The 19,505-nt window shown below is 62.7% G+C and carries 20 protein-coding genes; 14 read left to right on the top strand and 6 right to left on the bottom strand.

Features of this window, described 5'->3' with window-relative positions; genetic code table 11:
• Window positions 1-291: 291 nt before the first annotated feature.
• Together B2G88_RS14615 and B2G88_RS14610 are read right to left on the bottom strand one after the other, a co-directional pair.
• The gene (locus B2G88_RS14615; protein ID WP_054862753.1) at window positions 292-492 is read right to left on the bottom strand and encodes a YgaP family membrane protein; all 201 of its coding nucleotides are present in this window, start codon (window positions 490-492) and stop codon (window positions 292-294) included.
• Between the two features lie 77 nt (window positions 493-569).
• A complete protein-coding gene (locus tag B2G88_RS14610) occupies window positions 570-2,669 on the bottom strand; it encodes a S9 family peptidase (RefSeq protein ID WP_087715169.1) in 2,100 nt (699 codons plus the stop codon).
• Window positions 2,670-2,927: 258 nt separating this feature from the next.
• On the opposite strand from B2G88_RS14610, the gene B2G88_RS14605 reads away from it, so the two are divergent.
• From B2G88_RS14605 to B2G88_RS14590, 4 genes are read left to right on the top strand one after another with little or no spacing between them, the layout of a single operon-like run.
• Window positions 2,928-4,013, top strand: a complete 1,086-nt coding sequence (locus B2G88_RS14605; RefSeq protein ID WP_087715168.1) for a TAXI family TRAP transporter solute-binding subunit — start codon at window positions 2,928-2,930, stop codon at window positions 4,011-4,013.
• Window positions 4,014-4,046: 33 nt separating this feature from the next.
• A complete protein-coding gene (locus B2G88_RS14600) occupies window positions 4,047-4,565 on the top strand; it encodes a DUF1850 domain-containing protein (protein ID WP_176393256.1) in 519 nt (172 codons plus the stop codon).
• Window positions 4,562-7,363 carry a TRAP transporter permease gene (locus B2G88_RS14595; RefSeq protein ID WP_087715167.1) on the top strand — a complete coding sequence of 934 codons (2,802 nt, stop codon included), beginning with the start codon at window positions 4,562-4,564 and terminating at the stop codon, window positions 7,361-7,363. The genes B2G88_RS14600 and B2G88_RS14595 overlap by 4 nt, the downstream gene beginning before the upstream one ends.
• A 48-nt stretch (window positions 7,364-7,411) precedes the next feature.
• Entirely contained in the window at window positions 7,412-8,281 is an 870-nt protein-coding gene (locus tag B2G88_RS14590; protein WP_054862752.1) for a hypothetical protein, read from the top strand.
• Between the two features lie 24 nt (window positions 8,282-8,305).
• On the opposite strand, the gene B2G88_RS14585 is transcribed toward B2G88_RS14590, so the two are convergent.
• Complete coding sequence (locus B2G88_RS14585; protein WP_087715166.1) at window positions 8,306-8,914, bottom strand: IMPACT family protein; 609 nt, start codon at window positions 8,912-8,914, stop codon at window positions 8,306-8,308.
• Window positions 8,915-9,040: 126 nt separating this feature from the next.
• Here B2G88_RS14585 and B2G88_RS14580 point away from each other — a divergent pair, with 126 nt between their 5' ends.
• Window positions 9,041-9,418: a DUF7522 family protein gene (locus B2G88_RS14580; protein WP_054862751.1), complete on the top strand. Its 378-nt coding sequence runs from the start codon at window positions 9,041-9,043 to the stop codon at window positions 9,416-9,418.
• Here B2G88_RS14580 and B2G88_RS14575 read toward each other — a convergent pair whose 3' ends face one another.
• On the bottom strand, window positions 9,419-9,922 hold the full coding sequence (locus B2G88_RS14575) for a hypothetical protein (RefSeq protein ID WP_054862750.1): 504 nt from the start codon (window positions 9,920-9,922) through the stop codon (window positions 9,419-9,421).
• Window positions 9,923-10,038: 116 nt separating this feature from the next.
• Between B2G88_RS14575 and B2G88_RS14570 the strand changes: the two genes are divergently transcribed.
• The gene (locus tag B2G88_RS14570) at window positions 10,039-10,821 is read left to right on the top strand and encodes a hypothetical protein (protein ID WP_054862749.1); all 783 of its coding nucleotides are present in this window, start codon (window positions 10,039-10,041) and stop codon (window positions 10,819-10,821) included.
• Window positions 10,822-10,841: 20 nt separating this feature from the next.
• Here B2G88_RS14570 and hisB read toward each other — a convergent pair whose 3' ends face one another.
• Window positions 10,842-11,435, bottom strand: coding sequence for an imidazoleglycerol-phosphate dehydratase HisB (hisB, locus tag B2G88_RS14565; RefSeq protein ID WP_054862773.1), 594 nt, complete (start codon window positions 11,433-11,435; stop codon window positions 10,842-10,844).
• 340 nt (window positions 11,436-11,775) lie between these two features.
• Here hisB and B2G88_RS14560 point away from each other — a divergent pair, with 340 nt between their 5' ends.
• The 4 genes from B2G88_RS14560 to B2G88_RS14545 all read left to right on the top strand — a co-directional run bounded on the left by B2G88_RS14560 (window position 11,776) and on the right by B2G88_RS14545 (window position 14,790).
• Window positions 11,776-12,039, top strand: coding sequence for a hypothetical protein (locus tag B2G88_RS14560; protein ID WP_054862748.1), 264 nt, complete (start codon window positions 11,776-11,778; stop codon window positions 12,037-12,039).
• Between the two features lie 201 nt (window positions 12,040-12,240).
• Window positions 12,241-13,746 carry a TrkH family potassium uptake protein gene (locus tag B2G88_RS14555; RefSeq protein WP_054862747.1) on the top strand — a complete coding sequence of 502 codons (1,506 nt, stop codon included), beginning with the start codon at window positions 12,241-12,243 and terminating at the stop codon, window positions 13,744-13,746.
• Between the two features lie 50 nt (window positions 13,747-13,796).
• A complete protein-coding gene (locus B2G88_RS14550; RefSeq protein ID WP_054862746.1) occupies window positions 13,797-14,198 on the top strand; it encodes a universal stress protein in 402 nt (133 codons plus the stop codon).
• Window positions 14,199-14,277: 79 nt separating this feature from the next.
• On the top strand, window positions 14,278-14,790 hold the full coding sequence (locus tag B2G88_RS14545; protein WP_054862745.1) for an HPP family protein: 513 nt from the start codon (window positions 14,278-14,280) through the stop codon (window positions 14,788-14,790).
• A 10-nt stretch (window positions 14,791-14,800) separates the two neighbouring features.
• On the opposite strand, the gene glmM is transcribed toward B2G88_RS14545, so the two are convergent.
• Window positions 14,801-16,165 carry a phosphoglucosamine mutase gene (glmM, locus tag B2G88_RS14540; RefSeq protein WP_087715165.1) on the bottom strand — a complete coding sequence of 455 codons (1,365 nt, stop codon included), beginning with the start codon at window positions 16,163-16,165 and terminating at the stop codon, window positions 14,801-14,803.
• 115 nt (window positions 16,166-16,280) lie between these two features.
• On the opposite strand from glmM, the gene B2G88_RS14535 reads away from it, so the two are divergent.
• The 4 genes from B2G88_RS14535 to B2G88_RS14520 all read left to right on the top strand — a co-directional run bounded on the left by B2G88_RS14535 (window position 16,281) and on the right by B2G88_RS14520 (window position 19,505).
• Entirely contained in the window at window positions 16,281-17,189 is a 909-nt protein-coding gene (locus B2G88_RS14535; RefSeq protein ID WP_054864001.1) for an HVO_0234 family beta-propeller protein, read from the top strand.
• 85 nt (window positions 17,190-17,274) lie between these two features.
• A complete protein-coding gene (locus B2G88_RS14530) occupies window positions 17,275-17,832 on the top strand; it encodes a hypothetical protein (protein ID WP_087715164.1) in 558 nt (185 codons plus the stop codon).
• Window positions 17,833-17,931: 99 nt separating this feature from the next.
• The gene (prs, locus tag B2G88_RS14525; protein WP_087715163.1) at window positions 17,932-18,786 is read left to right on the top strand and encodes a ribose-phosphate diphosphokinase; all 855 of its coding nucleotides are present in this window, start codon (window positions 17,932-17,934) and stop codon (window positions 18,784-18,786) included.
• A gap of 179 nt (window positions 18,787-18,965) precedes the next feature.
• Complete coding sequence (locus tag B2G88_RS14520; protein ID WP_054863999.1) at window positions 18,966-19,505, top strand: heme NO-binding domain-containing protein; 540 nt, start codon at window positions 18,966-18,968, stop codon at window positions 19,503-19,505.

Here is a 19,505-nt window from a genome sequence, read left to right as displayed (position 1 = left end):
GAACAGGAGCGTGGAGTACGGGTTCGGTGTTCAGTGTGGCCTACAACTCGCGATCAGTATAGGCGAACCTCTTTTCGCCTCGGGTGCGCTTCGCGCACCGCTTGACGAAAACCCGTTCATGCCAAAAAGCCGGTCTCGCTTCGCTCGACCGGGGAATCGCTCTCACTACCGGGTCCTTCGGACCGCTCGTTCGCGCGAATGCTCGTGTTCGATTCGCGCGTGTAGTGACCGGACTGCCTCACTCAATTTCAACTGCACTCCTGAATACAGAACTCACACTACTCTCTCCTCCTATGTCTCGCCGCAGGTGTTGATCCCAAAGAGCGCGTTCAGCGGACAGCGCTGGATGACAGCGGTCGCGAAAATGTCGCTGCCGGCGACGAACGCGAGCGTCCCAATCGTTCGCTCCCGATTCTGATAGCCGTACGTGAGTAACGCCGCACCGAGGAGGAATCGCAGCGGCCGGTCGTAGCCGCCGACGTTCTTGTCCATACCACATATAGCTGACTCGAGACCGTAGTCGTTACCCCGTCACTGGATGGCTCGCGGCGGGACGTGCAACTGGACAGCTACTCGCTCGAGTCGCTGCCGTCGCTCTCATCGCCGTCATCGGTTTCAGCGGCCGACAGGCCGTCGCCACGACCGCGCTCGAGCGCCGGCGGGGCGTCGCTGTACTCGGAGTAGCCGTCGAACCAGCGGGTGGTTCGCTCGAGGCGGTCGACGACGTGGGCGGGTTCGCCCGAGCGGGAGAGTTCGTGGCCCTCTCGAGGATACCGGACCATACGGGTGTCGACGCCGTGTTTCTTGAGGCCGAGGTAGAACAGTTCGGCCGTGTTCGCGGGCGTCCGGTAGTCCTGATCCGAGTGCATCACGAGTGTCGGCGTGTCGACTTCGGGCACATGGGAAACAGGCGAGCGCTCCCAAAGGAACTCGGGTTCGTCCCACGGCGTCGTCCCGAAATCGCCTTCGATCAGTGTGAACGCGTCCGTCGAGCCGTAGAAACCCGTGAGGTCGTAGACGCCACGCTGGGAGACGGCGGCCGTAAAGCGGTCGGTGTTGCCCACCGCCCAGGCGGTCATGAACCCGCCGAAGCTGCCGCCGGTGACGAACACCTCCTCGTCGTCGACGTACTCTTGCTCGCAGACGTGATCGACGCCGGCGAGGACATCCTCGAGCGTGACAGCTCCCCAATCGCGCTCGATTGCCATGGCGTAGTCCTCGCCGTAGCCCGTCGACCCCCGCGGGTTACACCAGAAGACGACGTAGCCCGCTGCTGCGAGCGACTGGAACTCGTGCCACATCGTTCCCGACGTCGTCCAGTGGGCGTGGGGGCCGCCGTGGATTTCGACCGCCAGCGGGTACGTCTCACCGGGCGAGGCGTCGGCGTCGAACGCGGGCGGCGTGAGCACCCAGCCCTGGATCTCCGTGCCGTCATCGCTTTCGAATCGAACTTCCTCGGGCTGGCGGACCGCCCGATCCGCGAGGTAGTCGTCGTTGACCCGCGTGAGTCGATGCGTTTCCGCGCCGGCGCGGGTCGTCACGAACACGTCGCCGGGATGGTCCCACTCGCTCTGGACGAACGCGACGGCGTCGGTGCCGACTGAAAACCCTGCGATTGTGCCGTCGCGGTAGACCGCCGTCGGCTCCGTGCTCCCGTCGCCGGGCACCGACCAGAGCGTTCGCGCCCCCGAATCGGGTGTCGTAACGTAGAGCTGGTCACCCCCCGGTGCCCACTCGAACCCGCAGCGATGGCCAATCGTTCGATCCAGCGGCGCAGTTGGCGTTCCCTCCGTCCCGTCCGTGCGGTCGTGGACTCGAATCTCCGTCTGGCGCATCGACGCGTTCTCTTCGGGCGTGAACGCGAACGCGACGCGGCCGTCCTCGGTCGCATCAATCGCACCGGGACCGAGCCAGCCGGTCGTCTCCGTAAACGCCTGTTCGGACCCCTCCTCGAGGTCGTACTCGAGCAGTTCGTACCGAAGCGAGTCGTCCGGATCGCCGTTTTCGGGGAGCTTGCGCGCGTAGTAGATCGTCTCGTCGTCACCCCAGGTCGGCGCGACGTGATCGCGGTCGCCGTCGGTGAGCCGGGTGATCGCATCGCCGCTGTCCGCTCCGTCCTCGAGTGCGGACTCAAGGTCCAGCGCGTAGACGTGACTTCGACGCCCGTCGAGGTACTCGGTCCCAGCGCGGTAGATCGAGCGGTCGATCACCCGTGGATCGGGTGCGTCGGGTTCGTAGTCCGGGTCAACTGTGCGGTCCCGTTCGGACTCGCGATCTGCGGCCGTGACCTGCTGGGTGACGAGCAGTCGGGAACCGTCCGGACTCCACTCGAGGTCGCCGATACCACCGACGACGCTCGTCACGCGCTGGGCTTCGCCGCCGTCGGTGGGGAGCACCCAAAGCTGCTGGCGGTCGCCCTCGCCGCGGGTGCTGGCAAAGGCCAGGTATGAGCCGTCGGGGCTCCAGCGGGGCGAACTGTCGACGCCGTCGCTTACAGTGAACTGGCGCGGCTCGTCGCCGCCGACGGGGACGACATCAATTGTCGCTGTATACGACTCGCCGTCGTCGGGTCCGCGCCGGACGAACGCGACGCGCTCGCCGGACGGAGACAACTGCGGCGCTTCGGCATGGACCAGCTCGTGATAGTCGGCTGCAGCAATACCGTTCATATCACCAGTACCGAGGGCGGCGAGAAAGACGTTCGGGTGGCCTACTACCGGCATCGGCTGGGTTTGGCTGCCCGAACAGCCCGCCTTCAGGGAGATAGCGGAGTCCAACACCGTGTTGGCGCGTTGACTCGTAAGCCGGCCGTATAACATTCAACGCAGATCGTTGGTTATGATAGGTTTGTGTAATTGTCACCAAAATATTTCCAACAACAGCAATGATATGAGTAACTATGACGACAATCTTCGTGATAGTGCGTCATGGTGCGACAGATTGACAGACGACGATTCATCGCAGTCGGTGGGACTGTTGGGTTCGCCAGCCTGGCTGGTTGTATTGGTGACGACGCCGAGGACGATGGGAACGGCAACGGAAACGGCAATGGAAACGGCGACGACGACGCGGCCGAAGACGACCCCGACGACAACGGTGACGAGGAGGAAGAAGAGGAAGAGGACCTCGAGGAAGCCGAGCCTGACGAAGGCGGGGAAGTCCTCTCCTGGCACGCCGGCGGCACCGGTGGCACGTACTACCCGCTGTCGGGTGACTTCAAGAGTATCGTCGAGGAGCACACGCCCCACGGGCTGCAGGTCCAGTCGACCGGGGCCAGCGTCGAGAACGTCGGCAGCCTCCATCGCGAGGAAGCCGAGTTCGCGCTGATCCAGAACGACATCGCGTACTTCGCGTACAACGGCACCGGCCTCGAGGAGTTCGAGGGCAACGAAATGGAGAATATCCGCGGCGTCGCGACGTTATACCCCGAAACGATCCACATCATCACTCAGGAGGACTCGGGTATCGAGACGGTCGAGGATCTCGAGGGAGAGACGGTCAACACCGGAGATCTCGGCAGCGGGACGCAGGTCAACGCCTTGCAGATCCTCGAGACGGCGGGGATCTCTGAGGACGACTTCGACGAGCAAAATGCGGACTTCGACACGGCAGCGGATCAGATTCGCGACGGTGACGTCGACGCTGCGTTCGTCGTCGGCGGCTGGCCGGTTGGCTCCGTCGAGGAGTTGGCGACGACCGAAGACATCGCGCTCGTCGAGGTCTCGGAGGACCTGCGCGGCGACGTGATGGACGACGCCGAGTGGTTCGCCGAAGATACGATTCCGGGCGGCACATACGACGGCGTCGACGACGACGTCGAGACGGTGTCGGTCCAGGCAATGATCGCGACCCACGAGGGCGTCGACGAGGACATCGTCGAGGAGGTCACCGCTGCGATCTTCGATAACACCGACGACGTCACCCAGAAAGAGGACTTCATCGACGTCGACTCGGCACAGGACGGGATGCCAATCGACCTCCATCCGGGTGCACAGGCCTACTTCGACGAGTAGCGCTCCGAACGCACTCACACGACCGGATTCACAGTGGATCGACTGACACGCTGGGGACTCGCCATCGCCATACTCGCGGTCGTCGGAGCCACAGCAGCCGTCGTTGCGCCGACAGCCGCCGGGCAGACACTCGTCGTCTCCGACGCGGAGACCGGCGAGAACCTCCTCGAGATTCCGGTCGAAGACGGCGACGAGGTCACACTGGCGTACACACACAGCGTCGAGAAGACGCCAATCGAGGACGTCTACGTCATCGAAGAGACGACGCTGCAAATGGATCGGATGGTATTTCGCTCGCACGGCGCTGGGCTGCCCTCGGACGAAGCAATCGAGCAGACCGACGAGGGCTACGTCGTCTCCTCGGACGAACGCTACGAGGACCTCGGCGTCGTCCCAGGGGAGATCGCCGGGCACGAACTCGTCGTCGGCGACGACCGATACGATCTAGTCGAGCGCAGCGACGGCCCCGTCGTCCTCTCGGTCACAGACACTGCGGCCTCGAACAGCAAAACTGGCCTCGAGCACCTGAAGTGGACCCATGATACACGATGAGTGACGAGACGCGCGATACGGACGACGAGACAGACGAACGTGGCGACTCGGGACCGACCTCGGATGCAGAGACGGCGATTCACTCGAGCGAAGAACTCTCCGAGGAAGAGCAAAAGGAGATCCTGCAGGAAGTCGAGCGGACGCGCAGTCCCCGCGGGCCGGCGGCGGTAATCGTCGCCCTCCTCGGGATCACGTTCTCGGCGTTCCAGATGTGGATCGCCGCCCGGAGCTACGTCTTCTGGGTGCCGATTTCGGATGTCTCGCTGTGGCCGCTCCAGGCGAGCCTCGAGAGTACGACGATTTCGCTCCAGCAGTTACAGGTAAACGCACTCCACGTGACATTCGCGCTAGTCCTTGCGTTCTTGCTGTTTCCGGCCAGTCGGGGCACTGGGTTCGTTGCGCGACGGCTGGGTGCGGTCGAACCCGCCGTCGAACGACGCTTCGGAGCGACACATCCCATAACGCGGGCAACAGCGCGAGTGCGCGCAGGCGTCCGGTGGGCGGCTATCGATCCGTCGCTCAGCCGGATCACGCCCATCGACATCGGCTGTCTGTTCCTCGCACTGTTGCCGGTCTACTACACGATGACCGAGTTCGACGAAATCCGCGAAATCCCGATCTTCGGCATCCACGCGGCGCGACCGATACAGGAGGTCTACCCGTGGACCGAGCCGGTCGTCATGGCGCTCGCAACAGTCGGGATCCCACTCGATGAAACCTCCTATGCCTTCCTGATGGGCGTCCTCGGATTGCTGCTCGTGCTCGAGGCGACCAGACGGACGCTCGGGCCGTTTCTCATGGCGCTCGTCGCCTCGTTCATCGTCTATGCTCACTGGGGTTATCTCATCCCGCGAGACTCCGTTATCGGCGCGCTCTCGATCCAGCCCGAATCGTGGGGCAACATCGTCTACAACCTCTGGTACACCGTCGAAGCGGGCGTGATGAGTACGCCCGTCACCGTCAGCGTCCGCTTTATCTACATCTTCATCCTCTTTGGCGCGTTCCTCGAGATGAGCGGCGCTGGCAAGTGGTTCATCGATCTGGCCTACTCGCTGACCGGGACGCGAAAGGGCGGCCCCGCGAAAGCCAGCACCGTCTCGAGCGGGTTCATGGGGATGCTCTCGGGCTCTTCAATCGCGAACACGGTCACGACGGGCGCGTTTACGATCCCCTTAATGAAGCGCTCGGGCTACTCGCCGGAGTTCTCCGGCGCGGTCGAATCCTCCTCGTCCTCTGGCGGGCAGATGCTCCCGCCGGTGATGGGGGCCGCCGCGTTCTTGATCATGGAGTTTACGGGCACGCCGTACGCCGACGTGATCATCGCCGCGACGCTCCCGGCCATCGCCTTCTTCTTCGGCATGTGGGTGATGGTCCACTTCGAGGCCGTCCGCGGCGGAATTGGTGGACTGCCGCGGAGCGAACTCCCCGATATGCGCTCGAGCATCCGTGAGGGCTGGTTCTACCTGATACCAATCGTCCTCTTGCTGTACTTCCTCGTGATCGCCCGGTTCTCGGTCAACCGGGCTGGCTGGTTCACCATCGTGGCAGTCATCGCCCTGATAGCAGTCGTCACCGCCTACGACAGACAGACGAGAATTCCGCTGTTCGCGACGATTGCCGGCCTCACCCTCGCACAGGCTGGCGCGTTCGCAACCACCGGTGGCGGCCTCGTCCATGCGATTCAGGTCGCTGCCGGACTCGAGGCCGCTGGCACGCCCTACCCGCTCGAGGACGCCGCGTTCGCTGCAGCGTCCGATCTCGGGACGATTGCGATCCTCGTCAGTCTCGCGTTTATTCTGGCTCGGCCGCGCGCTGCGTCGCCACTGTTGGAACTCGACGACGAGGTCGACGACACGGCCGAACACACTGCCTCGAAACTCGGCCGGCCGACGCTCGCGGGGAACTCGGCGTACCGCTTCGGGACGTTCGTCCTGACGTCGATGGATTCGGGTGCACGAACCGCGACGACGGTCGTCGTCGCCGTCGCCGCCGCGGGCGTCGTTCCCGGCGTGATTAGCGTCTCCGGGCTCGGGCCGAACCTGGCGGCGCTCATCGGCGCGGTCAGCGGCGACTCGATGCTCTTGTTGCTGGTTCTGATGGGTATTTCGTCGATCATCTTCGGGATGGGGATGCCGACGACCGCGATGTACATCATCCTGATCGCGATGCTCGGCGGGCCAATCGAAGACGCCGGGATCGTAATTCTCGCGGGTCACCTCTTCGTGCTCTACTTCGGGCTGATGGCGGACGTAACGCCGCCGGTCGCCGTCGCCGCGTTCGCCGGTGCCGGCGTCGCCAAAGCTGACGAGATGCAAACCGCGATCATCGCGTTCATGCTCTCGCTGAACAAGGTCCTCGTTCCGTTCGCGTTCGTCTTCTCGCCAGGCATCCTCCTTATTCGAGTGTCCGGCGACGACTGGTGGATCATCGGCTGGGCAGACGTCGCCGAACTCGGCTTCTTCGTCCCCGAGGTCGTGATCCCCGTCGCCGGCATGTTCCTCGGCGTCTACGCACTCGGCGCGACCATCATCGGCTACCAGTACGCGAAGGTAACGAGCCTCGAGCGAATCCTCTATACGCTGTCCTCGATCTTCCTGATGGTCCCCGAAATCCCGCTGCTCATCACGGAGGCGATCCTCGGCCTGTTCGGAATCCCGTCCATGCTGACGATCTTCTCGGTGACCGCCGGATTGCGGGCTGTCGGCCTCGTCATGCTCGTCGGACTCACCCAGCGCAACCGCGAGCGCGCACTCGAGACCGACGCCGAGTTCACGACGCCAGCAACGAGCGAGGGGTAACCCTTCAACAGCAATACAATTTTTACAGCGGAAATCGAATCAACCCGTATGTCCTCCAGTGCGTCCGGAGCGGGTCCCCACGCAGCCGACGCCACCGATCTGTCGGATACGACGGTTCACCGCGCCGTCGCTGGCTACGTAGGCGTGGTTGTCGCAGCACTCGCGCTGACAGCAGCCGTCGCGGCGAACACCTCCGCACTCGTTCTTCTCGGTGCGACACTCGCCGGGTTCGTAGCCGGAGCCGCCGCCGGTGGCGTTGCCTCGAGTCGAGTCCCCACACTGCCGATCCACATCGGTCGCACGCGATACCGCCGCGGCGCGGTCGTCGGACTCGCAGCACCGTTTGTGGCCATTACGTTCGCTGCGATTTTCGGCTCCGTTGGGAGTCAGACCGGACTCGCCGCGATTGCATCCGCATTTGGGATCGTCCTCGCCGGCCAGTGGCTCTCGAGCGTAGCCCGGACCCGCGCTGTCGCGGCAACTGTAAGCAGCAAGGCGCTCGCAACTGCCCGCTGGCAGCCGCCACGCTCGCCGGCACTCGACTGGCTGCTGCTCGGTCTGTGGCCACTGGTGGCTGCGATGAACGCGTACGTCGGCGACTGGTTCTCCGCGTTCATCTGGGCTGGTCTTGGGCTACTCTGGGCGACAAGCGGCCTCATCGAGGGCCGATTTCGCCTCGGCGACACGGGCGTCGACCCCGAAATCCGAATCTACGAGGCAGGGCTCGTCAAACAGCGGCCCTACAGCGCCACCCTCGTCTCGTGGGACGACGTCGATCACGTCCGCCTGCGCGATGGCGAACTCGTCCTCGAGCGTGGCTTCTTCGACGTGCGATTCGATCAGGGTACCCTCGAGGACCCCAAAGACGTGCTCTCGGTGATCGAGGGACAACTCTCTCGAGACGTGCGCGTGGTGTAGCGTGACGAGTCGTGCCGCGAGTCGTCACTCGAGGTCGACACGGCCGCTCGTCGCACTTCGAAGCCGATCTCGGAGCGCCGCAGCATCGGCAATCGGGACGCGGACATCGAAGGACACGTCCGCCTCGTAAGCGGCATCAAACTCGTAGCCCTCGCTCTCGAGAATGCCCCGAACCGTTCCGGAGTCGTCGTACGCCACGGTTGCCCGAACCTGCTCGTGTGGACGCTCTTCGACGATGCCGGCCGCGTCGACCGCGTCTTTGACCGCCTGCGAGTACGCCCGAACGAGGCCGCCGACGCCGAGGTTCGTGCCGCCGTAGTAGCGCGTGACGACGACCACACAGTTCTCGATATTCTGTTGTGTGAGGACGTTCAGCGCCGGTTTCCCCGCCGATCCGGACGGTTCGCCGTCGTCGCTCGAGTATTCCCGCAGAAACTCGCCGTCGGGGTCGGCCCGAACGCGGTAGGCGGGGACGTTGTGAGTCGCGTCGGCGTACTCCTCGCTGACCCGGTCGACGAACGCTTCCGCGGCCTCGACCGACTCGACGGGGCGGGCGTGGCCGATAAACTCCGAGCCCTGGACGACGAACTCGGCGGTGGCGGGCTCAGCAATCGTCTCGAACGTCCGACTCACGGTCGCACACCTCTTGCTGCCCGCGCGATGACCATGAGTTCCCTACGCGTGGCCGCGAAAAGAGACCGTCGGTCGTCGACGAGGCGACCCCACACGTTATTACCACGCCAGGAGATAGCATACATCATGGACGGCGATGCGATTGATCCCGAACTCGCAGACGAACTGCAGTCGATCTGTCGAACCACGGTCGGCGACGAACTTCGCAGTATCACCTACTTCACTGACAACGACGTCGAACAGCTCTACCTTCGGTCAGACCTCGAGCAAACCGCAGACCTCGTCGGGTTTGCCGAACACGAACGTCGCGGATTTCACTCGCAATCAGCCTACAGAAAGACCCAACTCGGCGACTACGAAGCGACGGTCCGGATGTTCGAAAACGGCTATCTCTCTCGGGTAATCCGGGGCGACCACGGCGTCTGGGTGACGACGGACAGCATGTCGATGGACCGATTCGAAGAGCTCACAAGCGCGCTCATGACTGTCCTCGAGGAGGCCTAACTACTGAATCTCGATTTTACGGACGAACTCGAGCGCCCGGAGATCAGTGATAACAGTGCCCGACAGATTCTCATCAGTGACCAGATACAGCCGCGGTTCGTCGGTAAACTCCGGGTCCTCGCTGATTGTCTGGCGGATCGAAATGCCGTTGTCCGCCAGCGTGCCGGTCACCTGCGAGACGATTCCCTCGCGCTCGGCGTCATCGACCGCAATCGACAGCACCGTCAGATCCAACACCGGTGCCAGATCCATCAGACTCGGCACCTGCGAGATGTTCTGGAAGATCCGACGCAACTCGGGATCCTCGAGAATCGCGTCGGTCGTCGAGTCGACGACCCGCCGGTCGACGTCGATCTCGCGTGCGATTCCGGTGTTCGGAATCTCGATTCCGCCCGATACGACCCGTCCGTCGTCGTTGACGGAGAAGCCCCGCTCTAAGAGCAGGCGAATCACTGCCTGCTGACTCGGCGAGCCCTCGAACTTCTCCATAATTTCGTCAAACATTCGCGATTCGCTGGCGAATATACGACTGCGGGGGTATAATTATCGGTGGTTGTCAGTCCGTCCCCGCCCACGCTGTCTGACGTGCGTTTTTACACGCCGGCGTGCTATCACCAGCCATGCGCGCACTCCGGACCTGTGAATTCTGTGAGGCAACCGCAGTCGGCACGTTCGAACTCCTTTCACCCGAACTCGAGCCAACCGAGGCCGAACAGCGCCGCGTCGTCCTCTGTTCGGACTGTAAGGACCACCTCGAGCACCTCCTCGAGCCGTTGCTCGCCCGCGCTGGGGCCAATGGAGCAACTGAGTCTGCTGGAGAGACTGCCTCGAGCACTGAGCACACCGAGACCACACCAGCACAGACAGCGTCGGCTGAAACGCTCGAGTCAGATGACGGCATCACGTTTACCGCCGATGGAGACGCAGCGACGGACAACGCGGCAGTGGATGCGACGACCGATGAGCCGTCCACGACAAGCGGCTCCGTGTCGTCGTTTGACGCCACTGAGGAGACTCCCAATGCCGACGACACAGTCGACACAGACTCGAGCAGTGATGAGACAGCCGATGAAACCGACACTGACACCAGTGCGACGGGAGAGACAGCATCGGAGACGGACACAGCGACGGAAACGGATGCAGACACGACTGCGGAAAGAGACGCAGAGACGGCGACAGCAACAGACACAGACACGAGCACCGACAAACCCCGCCCGCCACAGGCCTACGGCAAGGTCATTCGCCTGCTTCGCAACCGTGATCTCCCGATGGACCGAACCGCCGTCGAAGCACTCGCAAGCGGGGCCTACGACCTCGAGGAGGCCGACGTCACCACAATTCTCGATCACGCCATCGAAAACGGGGAGTTTCGCGAGGACGGTGGCGAGTTACGACGGGCCTGAAGCGGGCGTGAGAACTGTACTTAGCCGTTAAGCGTCCCCTTCGTGCTCGGCGTTCCTTCGCGTCGGTCGTCGAGTCGCGTCGCGTCGTCGAGCGTCCGCGCCAGCGTCTTGAACAGCGCCTCGACCTCGTGGTGGGCGTTTTCGCCCTCGACATCGACGTGAAGTGTAATTCCGGCGTTCATCGCAAGCGTTTCACAGAAATGGCGTGCCATATCACTCGTGAAGCCACCAACCGATGCCTGGGAGAACTCGCCGTCGAAGTAAAATCGCGGACGCCCGCTGAGATCGACGACAGCGCCGGCGACGGCCTCGTCTAGGGGCACTCGGCGATCTGCATAGCGAACGATTCCCGCTCGATCACCCAGTGCCTCATCGAGTGCCGTCCCAAGTACGATTGCGACGTCCTCGACCGTGTGGTGATCGTCGATCTCGAGATCGCCGTCACAGTCGACCTCGAGGTCGAACAGACCGTGTTTGGCGAGTGCCTCGAGCATGTGATCGAAGAAGCCGATGCCAGTGTCGATTGTGGCCGACCCGGTGCCGTCGACGCCGAGTGTACACTCAATCGTCGTTTCGGCAGTCTCACGGGTTGCCGTCGCCGTTCGCTCGCTCATGTCGCATCGATTGCAGCGACAGTACAAGGGGATTGCGCTCGACTCTCGAAAAAGTGACAGCATACTCGAGCAGGCTGGTGAGTGGGCGAGCGATGTCGCGTTCTGGTGAACGAATCCGGTTCGTTTGACCGGCGACCAGACGGACTGACCGATCTTCACCGACTATCGAAACTACGGACAGAGAGACAGTTTTAAAATTTTAAACGCGATTTCAGGCCGTTTCAAAACGGATCCAGCTATCGGTTACCACGGTGAAACGAGGCGAAACAAGACCAATATTCAGCCCCTTATATGATCCCGACAGTGAATGTCGTGAATACGCAAAGGTGAACCGTCCACGATGTCGAACCATTCCCCGCTCTCGAACGAATCGATCGGTCCGTCCAGCGCTGAAGCGGACCGTAACCAGGGACGCCCTCTCGTCCGCTCTCTCAAAGGTCCAGCACAGTTCCTCTCGTTCTGGATTGCGATTGCTCTCCCCTTCATCCATCTGCCGTTACTCATGCAGGGGCTTGGCGATCCGAGTGTGACACTCACGTTCCTCGCACTGCTCGCAGTCAACGTCGTCGCGTTATACGCCGGCCACGGCCACAACCAAAGTTGACCAACCCGAAACGGAGCCGGATTCCACTCGAGGCCGCGGCCTCGCGGACTCCTCCCCCGGTGGATGGACTGTCGTCTCTGCTCGCCTCCAGACGACTGCGCCACCGGCCACTCTGTCTTCGCATATGCTCCTCTCTCGAGGGTGACGCCAGTGGCTGCTGTCCGAATCCATTATAGCCCTCGCCACACAGGTTGAGAGCAGATGAGGATTCGCGTCGAGTGGCGAGCAAGTTGTAGTCTGACCGGAACGGTGCTTAAATGGCTCGCTGTGCCACTGACGGCACCGTTACTCCTTGCGATTCTCGATGGCGACGATCCGCTTCCATTTCTCGTCGCAATCGCAGTTACTATCGCCGTCGGACTCGCCCTCGAGCAGATCACCGACGAGCGCGAACTCGGCCAGCGAGAGTCGTTTCTGGTCGTTGCGCTCATCTGGTTCAGCATCGGATTCGTCGGTGCGATTCCATTCGTCGTCGCCGGTGTTGGCTCAATTGCACATCCCATTAACGCCCTGTTCGAGAGCGTCAGTGGGCTGACGACGACAGGCGCGACCGTCATGGAAGACTTTTCGGCCCACTCTCGAGCGATCATGCTGTGGCGACAACTCATCCAGTGGCTTGGCGGGCTGGGAATCCTGATCGTCGCAATCGGTCTGCTCTCGCACCTGATGGTCGGTGGGGCACAGCTCATGGAGACCGAAACCCAGACACGAAACGTCACAAAACTCCGGCCACACATCTCTGAGACCGCACGGCTCATCTGGGGGCTGTACGTCGGGCTGACGGTGCTCGCTATCTGTGTCTTCTATGGCTTACACGTCGCTGGGGTCGCGGAAAACATGGACCTGTTTAATGCCGTCTCACACGCACTCACGAGCGTTGCAACCGCCGGATTCTCGCCCGAACCAGACAGTGTTGGCGCGTTTTCGCCGGTCGTCCAGTGGTCGGTGATGCCGTTCATGATCCTCGGCTCGACCAACTTCGTCCTGCTGTACTACATCACGCAAGGCGACTTTGAGCGCCCGCTGCAGTCCGAGGAGCTGCGTTTTTATCTCGGCACGATTGTTGTTTTCGGAACCATCGTCGTTGCCATCCTCCTTCTCGATTCGAATCCAGGGCTTGACGGCGACCTCGAGGCGACGGTTCGTCACGGGTTGTTCAACGTCGTCTCGCTGATTACGACGACGGGGTATGCCTCGACTGACTTCGACACGTGGACCGTCGGTGCAAAGCACATGCTGTTTTTGTGCATGTTTCTGGGCGGAATGGCTGGGAGTACAACCTGTTCGATCAAGTCGCTACGCTGGGTGATCGTCCTGAAAGCGTTCCGACGGAACCTGTTTACGGTGGTCCACCCCGAGGCGGTCCGGCCGCTTCGTCTCGGCGACAGCGTCGTCGACGAGGAGACGGTCAACGACGTGTTTTCCTACGTCCTGTTGGCTCTCGTCATCTTCTTCCTGCTGACGATCTTTCTCGTCGTCGATGCAACGCGCGCTGGGACGGGCAATTTCAACGAGTTTGCCGCGCTGGGTGCTGCGGCCTCGATCTTCCTGAACATCGGCCCTGCGTTCGAACTCGCCGGGCCGATGGACAACTACGCCGGCTTCCCGACGTCCTCGAGAGCGGTCATGATCGTCATGATGTGGATCGGCCGCATCGAGATCATTCCCGTGCTCGTCCTGCTGACGCCGGCGTACTGGCGCTCGTAACGGTATACCCGACCCTCGAGTTTACCCTACGGGCGGCCGTAGGCACCAGTATGACTCGACAGGTGCTCGTCCCGATTGACGACTCCAACCCCGCTCGAGCGGCCCTCGAGCACGCGCTTACCGTCTTCGATCCGGAAACAGCGGTGTCGGTGATTCACGTCGTTGATGACCTCGAGAGTGGCTACGGCGGCGGGCCGACGGCCGATGATCACGAGCCGGCGTTCTTCGACGACGTCGAGACACGCGCTGCGGACCGCCACCTCGAGACGCAGGTCGTCGAAGGGACGCCAGCAGACGCAATTCTCGAGTACGTCGACGAGCACGGTATTGATCAGATCGTGATGGGCAGCGAAGGCCGTGCTGGCGTCTCGCGAATGCTTCTCGGAAGTGTCGCCGAGAACGTGACGCGGCGCGCGTCGGTGCCGGTGACTATTGTTCCGCACGAGCGCTAACTGCTGACGGCGGAGGCCTCGAGCACACGACCGACAACCGAACCAGCGCGGTTTTCCCGCCCGAACGGAACCACCTTGTATGGACGACCGAACGGGAACAACGCTGCACACTGGCGTTCTCATCTCGACGACGGCCGCACTGGCCTGGTTGTCGGGACTGCCACTGTTGTTTCCGAGTCTCGGCCCCTCTGCGTTCGTTCTTGCGCTCTTTCAGGACAGCGACGCGACCGCACCGCGGCGGGTGATCGGCGGCCATACAATCGGCGTTGTGGCCGGGCTCGCCGCCTACCTGCTGTTTGCGACGGGAATCAGTATGACAGGGACGACCGATCCCGGCTCGCTCGAGGGGCTACGCCTTGCCGCAAGCGGCGTGCTTGCGACAACACTCACAGCGGGCGGCATGCTCGCAACGGATACGCGCCATCCGCCGGCCTGTGCGACGACGCTGATCGTCTCGCTCGGCCTGCTCTCGACGCTACTCGAGGGGGCGATAATTATTCTCGCAGTCGTGGTTCTTGTCGTGACACACCGACTCTTGCTCGCGACTGAACGGCTTGGCGTTCGCTATACCGAAGACTGGAAGTCAAAATGAAAAGAGCCGATTAGGTGTCTGCGCGTGCGTTCTCGAGGGTTTCGCCGAGTTCTTCGACCAGTTCCTGTGCGCGGGCTTCGTCGCGGGCTTCGGCGTAGACGCGAACGAGTGGCTCGGTTCCTGACGGGCGAGCGAGCACCCAGGCGTCGCCGTAATCCAGCCGGTAGCCGTCTCGTGTGTTGAGTTCCGCATCAGCGGCCTGGGCGTGGTTGGCGGCTGCATCGAGCATTGCATCCCGTTCTGCGGTCGACTCGTACTCGAGGTTGCGCCGGACGTTCGCGTAGCCGTCGTAGGGGGCGACGATTTCGCTGACTGGGTGGTCGGCGACTAACTCGAGGAATTTTGCGGCGGTGAACGCGCCATCTCGCGAGAGCCGGTAGTCAGGGAAGAAGATGCCGCCGTTGCCCTCACCAGCGACCGGCACGCTGTTGCCGTTTGCCTCGAGTTCCTCGATGCGTGTGATGATGTTCGTCGAGCCGATGGGCGTCAACTCGAGGGTTGCGCCGACATCCGTGACGACATCGACGAGACGCTGTGAGACGTTGACCGCAGAGACGGTCGTGTCGCCAGCCTCGAGTTTGGCGGCAGCGAGTGCAGCGAGGGTGGCGTCGCCTTGGACGTACTCGCCGTGTTCGTCGTAGAAAATCGCGCGGTCGGCGTCGCCGTCGTGGGCGATGCCAACGTCGGCGTCGGTCGCTCGGACGAGACGGCCGAGATCCGTGAGATTGTCGGGGACGGGTTCGGGATCACGGCCGGGGAAGTGCCCGTCGGGCTGGGCATTGACGGTGACGACACGACAGCCGAGTGCGCGGAAGAATTCAGGGCTCGTCACCGCACCCGACCCGTGGCCGGGGTCAAGTGCAACCGTCAACTCGGCGTCGGCGATCCGCTCGCGGTCGACCGTTGCGAGCAGTTCGTCGATGTAGGTGTCCGTTGCGTCGTCGATTTCTCGGACCCGGCCAGTTTCGTCCCACGATGCGACGGTGAATCGTTCCGTGAGAAGCGTTTCCTCGATGTCCTCGAGGTCGGCAACGGCGAGTTCGACCCCATCGCTGCCGACGAGTTTGACGCCGTTGTACTGTGGCGGATTGTGCGAGGCAGTGATGACCATAACCGGCACACCCTCGCGCTCGGCGTAGGCCTGCGCCCCTGGTGTTGGGATGACGCCCAGCCGGTCGACGTCCGTTCCCGTACTCGTGAGTCCGCTGACCGCCGCATCAGCGAGCATCCGGCCGGTGTATCGCGTATCGCGTGCGATGGCGACCCGGTCGACCCCCCAGGCGGTTGCTGCCGCTTTCGCGACGCGCAAGACGAACGCGGGCGTCAGTTCCTCGTTTGCGACCCCGCGTGTCCCACTCGATCCGAACACTTCCATTAGGCGCTAGTCACACCGGATACCTCAAAGGGATTCCGGAGCCGTTCGCCCCCGATACGGACCTCACGGACTGTGGAGACAGAACCCTTTCAACCGCCGACACCGACTACGCTGTATGGACTCAATCGAGGAGAAACGTGTCTACGGCGACCGCGAGGGCGCACTCGAGGCCTACGTGGCGAGCGCCCTCGGCGTCGTTCGCGTCCGGGTTGCCGGCGACACGGTTGGCGAGTTCGATCTCTGTGAGCGCTGTACTGCTCGTGATCTCGCAACGACAGCAGATGGCGTTGTCGTTGCGAGCGATGACGACATCGTCATCCTCGAGCGCGACTCCGACGGTGAGATGACGGCGACCGAGACTGGCTTTGGTCCGGCTGTCGCCGTCGGTGTGACTCACGAGGAACTGATCGCGGCGGCCCCCGACGGAACGGTCGCGCGTCGTCCCATCGTCGGCGGCGACTGGGTCCCACTCGAGGAGCAATCTATCGCGACGGTTCGAGCAATCGATGGCGGCCTCATCGGGACCGACAGCGGCGTCTACCGCGTCCACGATGGCGGGCTAGATCACGTCGGCCTAACGGACGTGCGAGACGTCGCCGCTGCCAGCGTCCCGCTCGCCGCAACCGACGAGGGACTGTTCAAACTCGGAAACGGTTGGATGGACTGTCTCGAGGAGCCAATGACGGCCGTCGCTGCCGATCCGGTGACCGAGCCCGGACAACTGTCTCGAGCGCACGCCGTCGCGGCTGATGGGACGCTCACCGCGTTCATCGGAAACGAGTGGGTCGAGGTGGCCGCGCCAACAGACGAGTCGGTCGTCGCGCTCGAGTACGGCGAGACGGTGTATGCCGTCACCGAACAGGGGACGTTCTGTGCGCTGGCTGGCGACACACGCGCTGACGAACGTGAGAAAATCGATGAGCGCGAAGGCGTCGATACTCACGAGCGCACCGACCTTGAATGGCGCTGTCGCTCGCTCGGCGTTCACGACGTCAGTGCGCTTGCGATTTCCGCACTCGAGTAGTGCGTGAGGGGCGACCCGTTTGCGCTGGCGTCTGCCGCGCGTCTGACGGGAAGTTATCTGGTCGGCTTTCCTGCTATCGGGATAGATGACAGGGCTCACACGTCGCCGGCTCCTTGCCGGTTCCGGAGCGACGCTGGCAGTTGCACTTGCTGGCTGCTCGGACGGTGCAACCGATGACGACCCCGAAGATGGCACCGACAACGAAAACGAAGACGAGGGCGAACCGGCCGAGACGGACACCGAATCCGAAACCGAATCACCAGACGAAACCGCGGACGACGCCGACAACCAGGAAACAGTTCTTGGCGGGATCAGTATCGAAAACGTCCATAGCGAAGCCCACACCGTCGATATCATCGTCGAATTCGACGGCGAGATCGAACACTGGACGACACACGAACTCGAGGCCGGTGACGGAACGACACTCGAGCAAGACTGGCCGAGCGATCCGGGGTCGTTCCGCGTGCTGGCGCGCCTCGATGATGACGAACTCACGCAAGTCGAGCCAGCCCAGTGGAACGGACAGGACTGTCTCAGCCTGTTTGCACTGGTCAATCGCAATGGCGAACTCACGATGCTGGGCGACACTGACGGCGGCCACTGCGGCGATGGTGACGCCGCGTTCGATGAACCCGAGGAGTAATCGGCACGTCGGCTGCTGGATGACTATGCGTCGACGAACGAGGGCCAACGCGAAACGGAGAACGAAAACGGGTTTACCCCACAGGCTGTCCCCTCGAGTATGATCGTTAGCGGATCCGCATCACAGACGCTTGCTGCGGCACTCTCGGCCGAACTCGAGGAGCCACTCGCCGCCGTCGAGTACGACCGCTTCCCCGACGGCGAACTACTCGCGGCTGTGCCTGACTTTCCGGCCGACGCCGACCGAGCCGTGATCGTCGCCTCGACTATCTCGAGTGACGCCCATCTCGAGGTGTTACAGTTGCAAGATGCCGCTCGAGAGGCGGGCGCAGACGAGGTAATCACCGTCCTGCCGTACATGGGCTACGGTCGCCAGGATGCTGCCTTCGAGTCGGGCCATCCGATCTCAGCGCGTGCGGTCGCGAAGGCGATCTCGACCGGCACGGACCGTGTGCTGACGGTTTCGCCACACGAGGAGGCCGTCTGTGACTTCTTCGAGCCGACGGCGACGGCCGTCAACGCAGCGGGTCGACTCGCGGAACCGCTGCCTGCAGACCTCACAGATCCCGTTTTCCTCTCGCCCGATGCCGGTGCAATCGAACTTGCAGAGACCGTTCGCAAGCACTACGGCTCGGGCGAAACAGACTATTTCGAGAAGGTCCGCCACTCCGGCACTGAGGTCGAAATCACCCCGAGCGACGTCGATGTCGCCGGGCGCGATGTGGTAGTCACGGACGATATTATCGCAACTGGCTCGACGATGAGCGAGGCAATCGGCGTTCTCGGTGACCGCGACGTTGGTCGCGTCTTCGTCACCTGCGTCCATCCACTGCTCGCGCGCAATGCCTCGACAAAACTCGCTCGAGCGGGCGTCGAAGCCGTCTACGGGACGGACACCATCGAACGCGAAGCGAGCGCGGTTTCGGTCGCGCCAGTACTCGCCGATGCGCTCTAATCAGATCCGAAACAGTATAGACGTCAATCGCCCAACAGCGAACATGCAAGCGCAGTGACGGACAAGCCGATAGAACGAAGCGGGTTGGCTCAAAAGCGCTAGAATCAGAGAGGCCGCTGATCGACAGCGCACTCGAGTATCGGTCAGACACACGCCGCCGGGACCGACAGAATTCACCAATGCACGGCATCCTCCACAAGACCTTAGAGGAGTACATCATCGACCGCACCGACGAGGACACCTGGGAAACGATCCGGGAACGGGCGGACCTCGAGCCAACGCTGTATCTGCAGGTGTCACACTACGACGACGACGAGTTCGAGGCCATCCTCGAGACGCTGTCCTCGATGGCAACACAGGATCGACCGGCCATCGAACGGGATTTTGGACGCTCGCTTGCGCCAGCGATTCGGTCGACCTTTGGTGCATACAGCAAAGCCGACTGGGGAATTCTCGAGTTACTCACGAATCTCGAGGCCGTCTACGCGGAAATCGGGAACGCAAACGATGACCTGCGACTGCCCGACATTTCGACTGAACGCGACGGTGAGACGGTACTCGTAAGATATCGAACACCACGTGAACAACACTACTGTCACCTCGCACACGGCATTCTCGAGGGACTCAGTACCGTCTTCGAGGCGGATGCTACCGTCACCAAAGAGGCGTGTCTCCACGACGGTGACGACTGCTGTCAGTTTTCGGTAACACTCGAGTAA

Origin of the sequence: Natronolimnobius baerhuensis, assembly GCF_002177135.1 — an archaeon.
GTDB classification, from domain to species: Archaea; Halobacteriota; Halobacteria; order Halobacteriales; family Natrialbaceae; genus Natronolimnobius; species Natronolimnobius baerhuensis.
The sequence above is the reverse complement of the archived record's forward strand: the minus strand, read 5'-3'. Positions and strand labels throughout refer to the sequence as shown.